The sequence below is a fragment of the Zhongshania aquimaris genome (genome assembly GCF_019312595.1).
GTDB classification, from domain to species: domain Bacteria; phylum Pseudomonadota; class Gammaproteobacteria; order Pseudomonadales; family Spongiibacteraceae; genus Spongiibacter; species Spongiibacter aquimaris.
Map to the genome: position 1 here is coordinate 1 of NZ_JAHWDQ010000005.1, position 14,631 is coordinate 14,631.

Genomic DNA, 14,631 nt, shown 5'->3' on the forward strand with positions numbered 1-14,631 from the left:
GTTACAACGGTGTGGCCACTGTTGATAAGAAACACCAGATCATTATCGACGCCCAGGCATTTGGTGAGGGCCAAGAACACCACACCCTACAGCCCGTGCTTGAAACCGTGAAGTCCCGGTTAAACAAATTAGGCATTCGCAAAAATATCTTCAAAGGTCGCTACAAACCAATCATCACCGCAGACACCGGCTTTGCCAATGAAGCCAATATGGAATATCTCTACAGCAACAAAGTGGATGCCTACATTCCCGACAATCAGTTCCGCTCGCGCGATCCTAAATTCCAAGATCAAAAGACCAAATATGGCAAGCGACATCAGACTAAACCAGAAAGCCAAAAGCGCAAGGTGATTCCGGCAAGCGAATTTAATTTTGATCCAGTGAACATGATTTGTATTTGTCCTACGGGCAACAAGATCAGCTTCCGTGGTGAGCGACCCGACGAGAACGGCAATCCAAAAGCGTACTTTGAAGGAAAGCTTCTACAATGTAGAAATTGCGGAATAAAAGATAAATGCATGAAAAACCCTGCTGCGGCAGATCACCGCAAAGGTGCAGGTCGGCAAGTCTCATTCTTGCTGGAGCATAAGAGAGAACCGAATTACACTGACTGGATGAAGCACCGAGTCGACAGCGACAAGGGCAAACAAATATACAGTCATCGCATGTCCGTGGTGGAGCCTGTATTTGGCAACATCACTACAAACAAAAGGCTGAATCGATTTAGTTTGCGTGGGAAGCAGAAAGTAGATGCTCAATGGAAGCTCTACTGTATGGTACATAACATTGAAAAGCTGATGAATTACGGCAATATCGCGGTAAGGTGAAGTAGATTAGGCGAATGTCTGCTGGAATATGAAAAATAAACGACCTGACGATGAAGAATTCGTATGAAAATTAAATCAACTAAAAATATCTGGCTGGAAGATTACGTGAGCTACAAATACGTTTTCCTACAGCCTCGTTAGGCTGGCGAACAATAAGAGGTTGAAATGCAAAAAGTAATTTCCGCTGTATTTGTTGCTGTTGGTGGTATCTTCGGGTCGGTCTATCTCAAATACATCGGTGTGATATCCGAACCTTCACTTATAGTGCTGATATTGGCTGCCACATTGGTCGGCCTATTTATATGCTATGCCGATAAAGTAAAAAGTATCAATCTGAAAGAAGGCGAGCTAATACTCCAAGAAATGAAAGAAACGGAAGCATCTGTAAAAGAATTAGGTCGCGCAGTGCTAGAACTTAATGAAGCATCCAGCCACTCTCTTATGTTGGAGTCCTTTGATTCAGATGCAGATGAAAAAGCTGTTGAAAAACTGCGTAAGTTGGTCATCTAACGCCGTAAGCAGGCGTTAGATAAAAGGGATCGGAAGTGAGCGAGAATCATGAGTTAAAAAAATTGTTTGAGGGCGTGGTTCCAGAGCGTCTTGATGAGGTGCTCGGTCTCATTGATACACACTCCGCTCAATTTCGTAGGGTTGGTGACAAAAGTGGCTTCAATCTTGACGCAGGTGCTTATGGAGCAATTCAGTTTACGCAAAGATCCTTGGAGCAGCTTTGGCTGTTCGGTTTTGCTGGGCTATACGCACTTCACTCCTTCTCTGGCGTCATCTTTCTTGTAAAGTGCCGAGGCTTAAAGCTTGACCTTGACGAAATTGACGGGTTGCCGGCGCAGAAAGAGGAAAATAAGCGCTTTTCTAAAATAATAGAGACCATTAAAGGGCTGAATTCCGCTGAAAGCGAATATGACTTCACCTGGCCAGCTGGAATACCTAAGCCAGAAGAAGGAAGGCCAAAAGATACAGAGCAAGCTGCTGTATTCGACCTTGTACTCATGGCAACGGCATACGTGTTTCTGCATGAGCTGAAACACGTCATTTTTGAATCGGAAGGGAACGCTCCCGAAGATCGATTATGTGAAGAACTTGAGTGCGATTCCTTTGCCTCAGAGATGATGCTCTCAAAAACACAGGACTATTCAGCCAAGAGTGGCTACCCAGAAGATCAGGTACGCATGAAAAGGTCGATTTCTATAGCGCTTGGGAGTGCCTTCCTTGCTGTTGCTACTCCCCCAAATAACTTAGGTGGAACGGCAACTCATCCTGCGGTTCACGACCGTTGGTCTGCCACTCTCGGGAAAATTCAGCTAGAAGAAAATGATTTTTACTGGTTATATTTTGCTTCGCTAGCGATCGCTTTATTGAAACACATGAAAATTGTCTTTCCTGTTCAGATGGTTGTTACTTATAAGCAGCTGGCCATTGCAGCAATCAAGGCGCTAGAAGAAGGCATCTAACAAATTGCTGCACGCGGATAAGCATACGATCTCCATCAAAATACGTATTTTCGTCCGTCCGCTTTTTACCAATACGAGCCCTCTGTTGTTCAGTCTGAACATTTTTTGATCCTCAAGCGGTCAGCGTCAATTCTACAATTAGTTAAAAAGTGTGAACATCTTCCGAATACATTTCGACCTAGGGCGTGAGTAAACTATTTGGCCATTTCATCTGAAGCGACTGCATTGTTGTGAATATCGCCGCGCACAAATTTATGTAGCAGCACCGGCAGCAGGGTAAGGTCGGCGATAAGCGCAATAATGATTGCCAAGCCTGTCAGCAGACCAAATAGTACGCTTGGCACAAAATCTGAGAAGCCAAGCAAGGCAAAGCCAATAGCAATAATTAGCGAGGTGTAGATTAGCGCGTAGCCAACGCTGTGGTGGCTGCGTTCGATGGCTTTTTCTGCGCTGGTGTTTTTGAGTTCTTGTAAGTAGCGGTGGGTGTAGTGAATGGTGTCATCCACCGCGATGCCCATGGCGATAGCGGCTATGGTCATAGTCATAAAGTCGAGTGGGATTCTCAACCAGCCCATAATCCCAAGTATTGCGATGGCCGAGATAATATTTGGGATGATAGCGATGGACGCAATTTTAACCGAGCGAAATATGAGGCAGAAGGCGATGCCTAAGGCGATAAACACCGCGCCCAGTGTCAGTATTTGCGAGGTGAACAGCTGCTCTAACATCGCCTGGTAAAGCACAAATAAACTGCTGAGTTGATAATCGTCCTTCGATATTCCCAAGGCCTGAATTTTCCCGTGAATCTCCGCTAGCATGGCGCCACGGTCTAGCCCTTCGGTGCTGTCTTTAATTCGAGCGCTGATGCGCAGTTGCGCTGGCGGTTCCAAGAAGAAGCTGCCCAGCAGATCTTCCCGAATACCTTTGTCTAAAGTCCAGTAAATGGCGGTTAATTCGTATTCAGTAAGCGGTCTGCCGTTATTAATTTGCTTAGCTAGCTGGGTAAAATTTAATACTGATAGGCGGGTGCCCATGGCCTCAAATTCGCCTAGTGCTTTCTGTATTCTCTGTACATTTTGAATATCTTTGGCGCGCAATACCAAGTTTTTGTCAGGCCGTGGTTCTTCCGGTGGTGTGTAAATGATGTCGAGCGGGGTGGATCCGCCAAACTCTTTGTCGATAAAGCTGAGCTCCTTATATACCTCAGTTTTTTCGCCAAAATAATTAATAAAACTATTTTCTACATTTAACTGTAGTGCGCCAAACACGCTGGCACCGAAAAAGATAATGCTGACTAGTATTATTGCTCCGCCGCTTTTTATACATATGTGGTGGAGGGCGTTCACTGGCCTGGCGAGGAAGGTGGTGTTCGAGCTAGGTTTTTCGCGAGGGAAAAGCAGTAACAGAGCTGGGAACAGTAGTAGTGTGCAGAGAATAGTGACAGCCATAGCGACAATCATCATCCATCCGAACGCGATAACGGGTTGGATTTCACTTAGCAGTAGAGAGGCAAATCCCAGCGATGTGGTAAAACCTGCGAAAAAGCACGGCGCGATTTTATTCTTCAGTGTCAGTACCACCAGGTCTTTTTGGCTGATGTCTGGGTGTGATTCAGCGTCTTCGCGGTACTGAACAATTAAGTGGATCACAATCGCGAGGCTTAGAATAAGCTGCAGAGAAATAAAGTTAGAGGAGATAACGGTGGCTTTTAAATTGAGCAAGCCAAAGGCGCCCACGGTAATGAGTAGGTTACTGGCGCAGCAGGCAACGGTGATGATAACCCAGCTAAAGCGCCGAAATACTAGAAGTACCAGTAGGCATATAAGAAGGGCTATGGCGCTGCCGAACACCTTCAGGTCATTTTGAATAATGTTAATGAGTTGGTAGCCTAGGACGTGAACCCCACCGAGGTAGAGGTCGGCGTCTGCGCTATAGTCTTTAATAATGCCGCGAAGAATTTCAATTTCTTTGTTGCGGGTTTCTCTAAGTGCCTTCTCCTGCGGTGCGGCTTTGGCCTTTAGGTGCGCTAGCTCGGTCTTGTCGTCTTTGCTTAGTGCACCATCTAAGCGTTTGGATTGAATGGCCAGAATGTCGGCATTTATATTTTGTAGAATGATGTCGGGCTTAAATAGAACTTGGATGCCGCTAGCGGTTTGTTCGTGGTTTATTAGCAAACCGTCATAAATGGGATGGTCTTTAAAGAGACTGCGAAGTTCGGAGGCCGGCAGTTGTAATTTTTGCTGGGTGAAATCGTTTGGCTTCATGTCGGCGCTAAGTTCTTTGCCAGCCTTCGATAGTAGCGGCACGGTCATGACCGAGCGCACGGCTTTTACCCGGGGAAGTTGTTCTATTTTACCGCTGATGGCCGCTATGTTTTGCAGGCTGGTTTCAGAGAAGATGTCGCCGCTTTTTGGGCGGTAGGCAATGATAAGGAACTCTTCGGGTGAGAACTGTTGGTTTATTTTTTGGCTCTTTATGAACTCTTCATTGTCTTCAGAAATTAAAGTGTCGGCAGAGGCATTAGTTTCAAAGTCTTTGCTGTGCCATGCGAAGAAGCCGACCAGAATGACGAAGACGAAAAGTATTATTTTGTGTCGTGAAAATAGTGCTTCCAGCATGCGTGGAGTCCTGATTATTTTTGTGTGCTTGCGTTCTGCGATTCGTCAGACTTGAATTGCTGGTCTCTCAGTAAGCCCTGTATGTGCATATTGCGAAAGAATATATAGGGGTCATCACTTTTAGCGCGCAATGTTTCATAGCTTTCAGCTTGGCCTGCAAAGTCTTGGGTGGCATCGGTAGCCATGATGTAAGTCGTATCTGGTTGTTCGGTAATGTAGGGAATGGGATTTAAAAAATAGTCAGCTACCACACCGGTGCCGCCGCGTAAGTCTGACGGCCCAATAAAGGGTAAAACAATATAGGTGCCATAGCTGCTGCCATATTCTGCCAAGGTGTCAGCGAAGCCGGTTTCTTGTTTGGGTAAATCAAACCATGCTTTTGCGGGGTCAAATATGCCCGCGATACCAATGGTGGTGTTAAGTAAAAAGCGGGCGGTGGTGGCGCCGGCTTTGGCTGGTTCCCATTGCAATAGATGGTTAATGATGTGAATGGGCGCTTTGATATTGTCGAACACATTGCCAATTCCGGTTCTGACGACGGCAGGCGTGACGTAGTTGTAGCCCTTCGCAACGGGAATAAGCACATAGCGATAGCTAACGTCATTGAAGGCAAACATCGCCCTATTAAAGGCCATTAAGGGATCGTTGTAGTCACTTTCTTCATAGCTAACGACAGTGATTTCGTCGTCGCTCAAGTCGACTGCTGTTGCGCTGGTCTGTTGCGCGGCTTCGCCGCTGCCCTCGGCTGCTAGCGCGCTGCTGAAGGGCAGGCTAGTGGTTAACAGCAATAGACTTAGCAATAGTGCTTCGAATATGGATGTTGCGCTTTTGCGGTGGGGCGAGTGTTGATGGTACGTGTGTTTAGACGGCATCCATTCACCTTGCTATGTTATTGTACCGGCACATTCTTTATACCGGCGCCAGCATTTAGAAGGGTATAGTGCGCAATCGTTCCCTAGCCTATTCTGGCTTAAACTTTAGTCGTTAGGATTTTCAGTGTTGCCATGACGACCGATTCCTTGCTCAAAACGCTTGGCGCCAGAGACCGTTTCGCCGCTGTTTAGGGTTTGCATACCCCATTTGAACTCATTGCTAATTGCCGCTGCCTCGTCCATTCCCCACTGATCGTAGGCGCTGCGGCGGTCATTGCGCAGGCATTCTTGAGGGAATGCAGCAATTTGTAGCGCGAGTTCTTCGGCGCTGCTGCGAAGCGCCGCTGGCGGCACAACGCGGTTGGCTAGGCCAATGCTGAGCGCTTCTTGGGCCTTGACTGCACGGCCAGTGAGAATCATATCCATCGCGCGGCTCATGCCAATTAGACGGGGTAGTCGTACCGTCCCACCGTCTATAAGCGGAACCCCAAAACGACGACAGAATACGCCGAATACAGCGCGCTCGGTGGCGATGCGCATATCGCACCAGAGGGCGAGCTCTAGGCCGCCGGCAACACAGTAGCCGTCAATAGCGGCAATTACCGGTTTATTTAATGCTAGGCGGCTAGGCCCCATTGGCCCGATACCGTCAGTCTCGAGTGGATTGCGGCGCCCTGGGTCTTCGCTGGCCACCGCTTTTAAGTCGGCACCAGCACAAAAATTGTGCTCTGCGCCGCTTAAGATAGCGACTGACAGTTCGGGATCGGCATCAAAATCTACAAACGCTTTGGCCAGTGATCTGGCGGTGTCGCCGTCGACCGCATTGCGCGCACCGGGACGCTCGATCGTGATCCAGACCAGCGGTGGCTGTCGTACGATGCTGATTGTGTGTGTATCTGTCATTGTCGTCGACCGTGTTAATTTAAATAAGAGTGGCACCACGTTTTTATCATTGTGGCATTTTCTTAGTCCCTGTGTCTTATCGTGTTATTTTATGCTCGACCATGAGCACTGCACTAATATAGTTTTAATAGGTCTCAAAATTGAAGGTGGCAGATTTAGTATCTGTCGTATGAATAAACTAACTTATATAAATGGAATTTCTCACCGAGTGCGGCAAACCGTGCACATTGCGGTGTGACAGAGGAAAAATGGATGGCACGACCAAGAGTTAGGGAGCAATTACTAGACGCGGCGTATGACTTGCTGCAAAGGGAGGGTATTGCTGCACTAACAACCCGTCATATAGCCAGCTGTGCGGGAACCACAGAGGCTAGTGTATTTAATAATTTTGGCGACAAGGCCGGTTTGCTATATGCATTGATCGGTGAGCGCCTGCCCGAAGTGCAAGCCGTTAAATCTGCGATAGATGCAGACCTGCAAGACGATGTGGCGGTTTGGTTAGAAAATGTCTACCAAGCTGCAGAATTATTTTATATTGCCATTATTCCTTTGACCGCGCCGCTTTGGGGGCGGGAAGGGTTGGGTGACGGTCAATTACTTGGTGATCGGCATCCGCTACATGGCTTGGTGGTGGCGCGTTTTCTACAGTTTCAGCGGGAAGGCGTGTTAGGCCCGGGTAGCGATGCCTGCGCCCTAGCGACTATTGTGTTGGGGGCGGCGTTGCACAACGGCTTTAATCTGGTGGCGCACGGTCGTGTTGCGCTGGCAGAGAATCGGAACGGGCAGCCCGGTCGCTTGGTGACAAGTTTGCTGCCTTTGTTTGGCGCTGTGGCAACTTAATCGAGTGTTAGGAATCGTCTTTATTTTTCAGTGGCGTGCTAGCCAGTGTGCTTATCTAAACTCAAAAAAAGCCGGCACCACGAAAAGTGGTGGCCGGACGAGGGGGAGACTACGGTTAACCCTGACAAGAGTCGAGCTTGTGTATTGGGTTTATTGGGCAATGCGTATCTGAACCGAATCACCTTCGGTGCGGGCTTCGTAGCACGCGATAGATACGCCGTCATCTTCCAGGCATTTTCCTGCTGCAAGGCTAAAGTGTTGTTTGTAAATGGGTGATGCTACCGCGAGGGTGCCTTGTACGCTGCACACAATGCCTCTAGACAGTACATTGGCATTGCTGAACGGGTCTTTGTTGGCCAGCGCGTAAACGCTGTCATTTACGCGGAATATGGCGACCTGAGTTTCATCAATCAAAGCGGCAACGCCGGTGTTCGGTATGATGTCATCGAGACTGCAAACGGTTGTCCACGACATTAGTTAATCCTCATATAAAATCTTGTTGGCCAGTGGTCTTTAGAGACCGCCTGGCCTTGATGCATTGCTGTTAGGCTACGGCGATTAAATCGTCGCCCGTGATTTTCTCGGCGTCGGTGGCGGGGCGAATTTGGCCGCGCTCCTGAATAAATACAATTTCTTTGTCGCCTTTATCCGCATTCACAAAACTGCGGAATTGCTTCACTTTCTCCGGATTCTCAACGGTGGTTTTCCATTCGCACTGATAAGTGTTCACCACGTGTTGCATTTCCGCTTCCAGGTCTGCGCAAATGCCAAGTGAGTCATCAATGATGACTTTGCGGAGATAGTCCAAACCGCCCTCTAAGTTTTCCATCCACACCGATGTGCGCTGCAGGCGGTCGGCGGTGCGGACATAAAACATCAGGAATCGGTCGATATATTTCACCATGGTGTCGGTGTCGATATCGGATGCAAACAGATCGGCGTGGCGCGGTTTCATGCCGCCGTTACCGCAGAGATAGAGGTTCCAGCCTTTTTCGGTGGCGATAACGCCAACATCTTTACTCTGTGCCTCTGCGCATTCGCGGGTACAGCCCGACACCGCCATTTTTAGTTTGTGGGGTGAGCGCAAACCTTTGTAGCGATTTTCTAAATCGATGGCCTTGCCAACGCTGTCTTGCACACCGTAGCGACACCAGGTAGATCCGACGCAGGACTTAACGGTGCGCAAAGACTTACCGTAGGCGTGGCCCGATTCAAAACCGGCACTGATTAATTCTTCCCAAATGCGGGGCAGTTGGTCGAGGGTGGCGCCAAATAAATCGACCCGCTGACCACCAGTGATTTTGGTGTAAAGATTATATTTTTTAGCAACCTGGCCAACTGCAATTAAGCCGTCGGGGGTGACTTCGCCACCCGCCATGCGCGGCACCACCGAGTAGGTGCCATTCTTTTGCATATTGGCTAAATAGCGGTCATTGGTATCTTGTAAGCTCGCGTGTTGCGGCTCCAGAATATAATCATTCCAGCACGAAGCGAGGATGGACCCCGCCGTTGGTTTACAGATTTCGCAACCGTGGCCGCTGCCGTGCTTTTCTAATAGTTCGGCGAAGGATTTGATATTGCCAACACGGACCAAATGGTAAATTTCTTGGCGGGTGTAGGGAAAGTGTTCGCAGAGGTCGGTGTTAACCTCGACGCCCATTTTGGTGAGTTCCGCGTTGAGAACTTGGCCGACCAGCGCGGTACAGCCGCCGCAGGTAGTCGCTGCTTTTGTGCAGGCTTTTAAGTCGCCCACGGTCATTGCGCCGCCTTGCACCGCGGCACAAAGATCACCTTTACTGACGTTGTTGCAAGAACAGATTTGAGCGACGTCGGGTAGTGCGTCTACGCCAAGGCCAACTCCTGCGCTGCCGTCTAACGCAGGTAAAATCATGCTTTCAGGGTGTTCGGGTAGCTCAATTTTGTTCAGAGCAAATTGCAGCAATGTGCCGTAGTCGTTTGCCTCGCCGATCAATACCGCACCCAAGAGATGCTGGCCGTCTGCGGTGACAACAATCTTTTTATACACTTCGGCTTTTTCATCGATAAATGTGTAGCACTTGGCGCCGGGCGTGCTGGCATGCGCATCGCCAATCGAGGCGACATCGACCCCCATTAACTTAAGCTTGGTGCTCATATCTGCGCCGGTGAAGGTTTTTTCGCTGCCACCTAGGACGTGATCAGCGGCCGCCCGTGCCATATCCCAGCCTGGCGCGATAAGACCGTAAATACGACCGCCCCACAATGCACATTCGCCAATAGCATAGATTGCCGGATCTGACGTCTGGCAGTTGTCGTTTATCACGATGCCGCCGCGCTCGCCGACGTCGAGTTCACTTTGGCGGGCGAGGGCATCTTGTGGGCGAATACCGGCTGAGAAAACCAGGATATCGGTTTCCAACTCGGCGCCATCGGCAAATTGCAGTTTATGGACGCAGTCGTCGCCATCAATAATTTGCTGGGTGTTTTTCTGGGTGTGGACTGATACGCCCAAGTCTTCAATTTTTCGGCGCAGTAGAGCACCGCCGCCTTCATCAACTTGTACGGCCATTAAGCGTGGTGCAAATTCAATAACGTGGGTTTTTAGGCCTAAATCTTTTATCGCTTTAGCGGCTTCTAGCCCCAACAGACCGCCGCCGACGACAGCGCCGACTTTGGCATCTTTTGCCGCTGCGGTGATCGCTTCTAAATCTTCGATAGTGCGGTATACAAAGCAGTTTTTGCGGTCATGACCCGGTACCGGCGGTACAAATGGGAAAGAGCCAGTAGATAAAATAAGTTTGTCGTAGGCGTATTTTTCGCCTTTGTCGGTGGTGGCAATTTTATTGGCGCGATCAATCTCGGTGACTTTTTCATTACTCATCGCGGTGATGTTGTTGTCGCCATAAAACCCGTCTTTGACCATATTGAGTGAGGCGGCTTCGCGGGTTTCAAACCAGGCTGTTAGGTGAACTCGATCGTACGCTGGGCGAGGCTCTTCGCCGATGACCGTAATGTCGAATTGATCGGACTGACCGCTCTCAACAATGGATTCGATAAATTGGTGGCCAACAGGGCCGTTACCCACAATAAGCAGACGTTGTTTGTCAGTCATCTTTACATCCTTCAATACTTGCGCGTGCTTCGGCCATTGGCCTTCGCTGTGTTAGGTGTTTATACAATCTGTAGAGTTGTTAGCAAAAGATATGCCACGGCATATATTGTTATTTAACTTGCTGATTAATAAGGATTTAATTTTATTTTTGCACTTTGTTGGGGCGGTTTTTCCAGCAAGATAGTTATGTGATCGGGACGTGGTGGGGCATTGTGCGTTTAAATGGTGCGCTAAAGATGCGGTGGAGTGCTCCCATCTTGGTTCTATTTTGGTGCGTTTTTGCTGTGTGTTGCTCTGGGTATAAAAATAAAGATATATAAAACAATGAGTTATGGTTAGGTTGGTGGTATCTGGAAATGGCTTGGCATAGGGCTTGCTCTTGGCTCTGCAGATACTTTTGTGACCCATCTGGAGCTGTTGATGTCTTCTTCAACCTTAAATGTGCTTGATCTCAAGCAAGATAAAATTCGCTTGCTGCACCTAAGTTGGTTTGCGTTCTTTCTGACCTTTGTTGTGTGGTTTAACTTTGCGCCGATGCTGTCGGCTATTAAAGAAGCTTTTGATCTGAGTACTCAGCAGGTTAAAGCGCTCATGATTTTGAACGTGGCTTTAACAATACCGGCGCGGGTGATTGTTGGCATGCTGGTGGACCGCTTCGGTCCACGTATTGTTTTCAGTGCCCTACTTATTTCTGGCGGCGTGGTGTGTATAGCCTTTGCAATGGCAAATAGCTACGAAATGATCGCGTTGCTGCGATTCCTGATGGGCTTTATCGGCGCTGGTTTTGTGATCGGGATCCGCTTGGTGGGGGAGTGGTTCCCAGCCCGTCAGGTCGGTTTGGCTGAGGGCGTGTACGGCGGCTGGGGTAACTTTGGTTCAGCTGCCGCGGCAATGAGTTTGCCAACACTCGCACTATATTATGGTGGAGACGATGGCTGGCGTTACGCGATAGCAACGACCGGTGTGCTGGCGTTTCTATATGGTTTCTTTTTTTACTGGCGCGCGCGGAATACCCCAAAGGGATCAACTTACTTTAAACCCAAAAAATCTGGCGGTTTGGTGGTGAGTAGCAAGCGCGATTTAGTATTTTATATCGCGATGTGCGTGCCGATGTATTTGGCTCTGGCGGTGCTGACTTGGAAGTTATCGCCGGTTAACTTGGGGTTGCTTAGCGAATTCGCCTCAATCGCTTTGTATATTGTGTTGGCAGTATTGTTTGTTGTTCAGGTGAGCCAAATTCTTCGGGTGAATAGCGACGTATTAAACAATGTTGCAATCCCTCCTATGCAGCAGTACAAGTTCAAGCAGGTCGCCATTCTAAATGTTGCGTATTTTGTGACCTTTGGGTCTGAGCTGGCGGTTGTCTCCATGTTGCCGCTGTTCTTTATGGACACCTTTACCTTGAGCGCGGTTGAGGCCGGTTTGCTGGCTTCTGGCTTTGCATTTATGAATTTAGCGGCGCGTCCCGGCGGTGGTTATTTGTCTGATAGATTTGGACGCCGTAAATCATTGTCTATTTTGGTTGCTGGCTTGGCTGTGGGCTATATGGTGTTGAGTCAGATTGAGTCGGCTTGGCCGGTATGGTTGGCCGTGGTCGCAACCATGTGCTGTTCTTTCTTTGTTCAGGCGGGTGAGGGCGCGGTGTTTGCGATAGTGCCCTTGGTCAAGCGCAGCATGACCGGTCAGATTGCAGGTATGACAGGTGCTTACGGTAATGTTGGTGCGGTTATCTTCTTAACGGTGTTGTCGTTTGTAAGCAATGCCGATTTCTTTATGGTTATTGCGGCCTGCGCAGCGGTGGTGTTTGTGGCAGTGCAATTTTTAGAGGAACCCCAGGGTCATACTGCCGAGTTGAATGATGACGGTAGTGTTGCGCTGATTGAAGTAAGCTAAAGTGTTAGTGTTCCATAACGTAAGTTTATACGCTGAAAATTGACGAACTTACGTTGCGGGACACGAGCTAGCTTTTAGATTCTGGAATCCTTGCTATGCACTTCAATGGCGGTTTAAAAATGTCGATTGCCCAGTACAGCAGTGCTGGGCAAAAAGCGGTGAATGAAGATAGCCTTGGCATTCGCATGCCGGATGAAGATCAGCTTACGACCAAGGGCGCCGTCGCAGTGATTGCCGACGGCGTTTCTGCTGCGGAAGCGGGTAAGGAAGCGGCGGAAACTTGCGTCACGGGCTTTTTAAGCGATTACTACTCCACGCCCGACTCCTGGTCGGTAAAGCGCTCTGCGCAACAGGTATTAAATGCCTTAAATCGCTGGCTCTACGGTCAGGGGCAGCATTATTTACAAGCCGAAAAAGGCTATGTATCCACCTTGAGTATCGCCATTTTTAAATCCCAAACGGCGCATCTTTTTCATGTTGGCGACAGCAGAATCTATCGCTTAAGAGGGGGGTGTATGGAGCAGCTCACCCGCGATCACGCTATGCCTATTGGTCGTGGGCAGTCCTATTTAACTCGTGCTATGGGCTTGGATATTAATCTGGATGTGGATTATCGCGCCGCCGATGTTGCTGTGGGCGATGTGTTTTTGCTGAGTACAGATGGTATTCACGATGTGCTTAGCAGCGCGCGTATGCAGGCTATTATCAGCGAGCATGGCGATGACCTAAACAGCGCGGGGCAGTGTTTGCTTGATGAGGCGCTCGCCGCGGGCAGTGACGACAATTTAAGTTGTCAGCTGCTTAAGGTAGATGCCTTGCCTCTGGAGGATGCTGGCGACGTATACCGGAAGTTAACGGCGCTGCCTTTTCCGCCACCATTGAGTGCGGGAATGGTAGTCGATGGATTGGTTATCGAAGAGGAGATCCATGCCAGCCCTCGCAGTCAGCTTTATAAAGTATTTGATGGAACCGCAAATCGTCACTACGTGATGAAAACGCCATCTGCAAACTTTAATGACGATCCTGCTTATATTGAGCGCTTTATATTAGAGAGCTGGATAGGGCGGCGAATACAAAGCGAATATGTTATCGATGTTATTGAGCCGCCAAAAACACCTAGCTATCTATATTATTTGTCTGACTATTCACCGGGATTAACCCTGGGGCAATGGATGTTAAAAAATCCAAAGCCGGCAACGCAGGCCATGCTGGATATCATTGTGCCGGTGGCAAAAGGTTTGCAGGCTATGCATCGTCGAGACACGTTTCATCAGGATATAAAGCCGGACAATATTCTGGTGGGCGAAGACGGAAAAATCAAAATCATCGATTTTGGCTCCTGTTATGTCGCGGGTTTGGCAGAAATCGCCGTTCCCATCGAGCGCGATATCGTTCTGGGTACCGCCCAATACTCTGCGCCAGAGCACGTCCTGGGCCGGCGACCGAGCGGCAGGGCCGATCAATTTTCTCTGGCGGTCATTGTTTTTGAAATGCTAACGGGGCAACAGCCGTATCAGGGTCGTTTACAGCATTGCACGACCACCGTGGCATTTTCGCGAATAGAGTATGTATCGGCGTGTCGATACAATCCGCATGTTCCGATCTGGCTGGATGCAGCATTGAGTCGTGCGCTGAGTATTAGCCCTGAGCTGCGTTACAACGACGTCTCTGAGTTTGTTTACGATTTAGAACACCCAAACACCGAGTTCATGAAAGATGAATTTAAGCCCTTGCTCACCCGCAATCCCCTGCGGACCTGGCAGGGCATATCGCTGTTTTTGTTTTTGTGCCTGTTGTGGAGTTTGCTGCGCTGAGTGGTGTTACCTCTCGTTTGTCGAGTCTGAATGAGTTTGTAACAATGCGCGTATTTTGTGTATTTGTGGTGCACTACTAATTCCGCCTACTAAAATAATGTGTCCTAGCGTGGTGCGTTTGCCAGCTATTTGGGCAAATTTTGTAATTCTATTCCTTCCCTGGTGCTAGTCAGTACGCAGATTTTGTGGTTTAGCTCACACTTTTTCTTTATGAAAATGCCGGAATATTTGCTCAGCCGATAAATAGGCGGAAAGCAAAGTCTTTGGCGCGCCTCTTGCAATGATTAATTTGCAGTTGGTTTTT

At 48.8% G+C, this 14,631-nt stretch carries 11 protein-coding genes; 6 read left to right on the forward strand and 5 right to left on the reverse strand.

Translation table 11 applies throughout. The features are described 5' to 3' along the window. The 3 genes from KXJ70_RS15915 to KXJ70_RS15925 all read left to right on the forward strand — a co-directional run. On the forward strand, positions 1-827 hold an 827-nt coding region (locus tag KXJ70_RS15915), incomplete at its 5' end, for a transposase (RefSeq protein WP_219044531.1). 165 nt (positions 828-992) lie between these two features. Beyond that, positions 993-1,337, forward strand: a complete 345-nt coding sequence (locus KXJ70_RS15920) for a hypothetical protein (RefSeq protein WP_219044532.1) — start codon at positions 993-995, stop codon at positions 1,335-1,337. A 35-nt stretch (positions 1,338-1,372) separates the two neighbouring features. After that, entirely contained in the window at positions 1,373-2,296 is a 924-nt protein-coding gene (locus KXJ70_RS15925) for a phage exclusion protein Lit family protein (protein ID WP_219044533.1), read from the forward strand. A gap of 194 nt (positions 2,297-2,490) precedes the next feature. On the opposite strand, the gene KXJ70_RS15930 is transcribed toward KXJ70_RS15925, so the two are convergent. From KXJ70_RS15930 to KXJ70_RS15940, 3 genes are all read right to left on the reverse strand, one after another. Continuing rightward, a complete protein-coding gene (locus KXJ70_RS15930) occupies positions 2,491-4,914 on the reverse strand; it encodes an efflux RND transporter permease subunit (protein WP_219044534.1) in 2,424 nt (807 codons plus the stop codon). Between the two features lie 14 nt (positions 4,915-4,928). Next, complete coding sequence (locus KXJ70_RS15935; protein ID WP_219044535.1) at positions 4,929-5,786, reverse strand: MlaA family lipoprotein; 858 nt, start codon at positions 5,784-5,786, stop codon at positions 4,929-4,931. A 105-nt stretch (positions 5,787-5,891) separates the two neighbouring features. Continuing rightward, positions 5,892-6,689, reverse strand: coding sequence for a crotonase/enoyl-CoA hydratase family protein (locus KXJ70_RS15940; protein WP_219044536.1), 798 nt, complete (start codon positions 6,687-6,689; stop codon positions 5,892-5,894). Positions 6,690-6,941: 252 nt separating this feature from the next. Here KXJ70_RS15940 and KXJ70_RS15945 point away from each other — a divergent pair, with 252 nt between their 5' ends. Then, a complete protein-coding gene (locus KXJ70_RS15945; RefSeq protein WP_219044537.1) occupies positions 6,942-7,529 on the forward strand; it encodes a TetR/AcrR family transcriptional regulator in 588 nt (195 codons plus the stop codon). Between the two features lie 150 nt (positions 7,530-7,679). Here the strand turns inward: KXJ70_RS15945 and nirD are convergent, their stop codons facing one another. Continuing rightward, positions 7,680-8,003, reverse strand: a complete 324-nt coding sequence (nirD, locus tag KXJ70_RS15950; protein ID WP_219044538.1) for a nitrite reductase small subunit NirD — start codon at positions 8,001-8,003, stop codon at positions 7,680-7,682. Positions 8,004-8,073: 70 nt separating this feature from the next. Beyond that, positions 8,074-10,620: a nitrite reductase large subunit NirB gene (gene nirB, locus KXJ70_RS15955; RefSeq protein WP_219044539.1), complete on the reverse strand. Its 2,547-nt coding sequence runs from the start codon at positions 10,618-10,620 to the stop codon at positions 8,074-8,076. Between the two features lie 420 nt (positions 10,621-11,040). Between nirB and KXJ70_RS15960 the strand changes: the two genes are divergently transcribed. Next, positions 11,041-12,513: a NarK family nitrate/nitrite MFS transporter gene (locus KXJ70_RS15960; RefSeq protein ID WP_219044540.1), complete on the forward strand. Its 1,473-nt coding sequence runs from the start codon at positions 11,041-11,043 to the stop codon at positions 12,511-12,513. Positions 12,514-12,608: 95 nt separating this feature from the next. Next, positions 12,609-14,327 carry a bifunctional protein-serine/threonine kinase/phosphatase gene (locus KXJ70_RS15965; RefSeq protein WP_219044541.1) on the forward strand — a complete coding sequence of 573 codons (1,719 nt, stop codon included), beginning with the start codon at positions 12,609-12,611 and terminating at the stop codon, positions 14,325-14,327. Positions 14,328-14,631: the final 304 nt, after the last annotated feature.

Coding starts and splice junctions, on each gene's coding strand:
- KXJ70_RS15960 (WP_219044540.1), top strand. CDS start 11,041: ATGTCTTCTTCAACCTTAAATGTGCTTGATCTCAAGCAAGATAAAATT.
- KXJ70_RS15935 (WP_219044535.1), bottom strand. CDS start 5,786: ATGCCGTCTAAACACACGTACCATCAACACTCGCCCCACCGCAAAAGC.
- nirD (WP_219044538.1), bottom strand. CDS start 8,003: ATGTCGTGGACAACCGTTTGCAGTCTCGATGACATCATACCGAACACC.
- KXJ70_RS15965 (WP_219044541.1), top strand. CDS start 12,609: ATGCACTTCAATGGCGGTTTAAAAATGTCGATTGCCCAGTACAGCAGT.
- KXJ70_RS15945 (WP_219044537.1), top strand. CDS start 6,942: ATGGCACGACCAAGAGTTAGGGAGCAATTACTAGACGCGGCGTATGAC.
- nirB (WP_219044539.1), bottom strand. CDS start 10,620: ATGACTGACAAACAACGTCTGCTTATTGTGGGTAACGGCCCTGTTGGC.
- KXJ70_RS15930 (WP_219044534.1), bottom strand. CDS start 4,914: ATGCTGGAAGCACTATTTTCACGACACAAAATAATACTTTTCGTCTTC.
- KXJ70_RS15940 (WP_219044536.1), bottom strand. CDS start 6,689: ATGACAGATACACACACAATCAGCATCGTACGACAGCCACCGCTGGTC.
- KXJ70_RS15920 (WP_219044532.1), top strand. CDS start 993: ATGCAAAAAGTAATTTCCGCTGTATTTGTTGCTGTTGGTGGTATCTTC.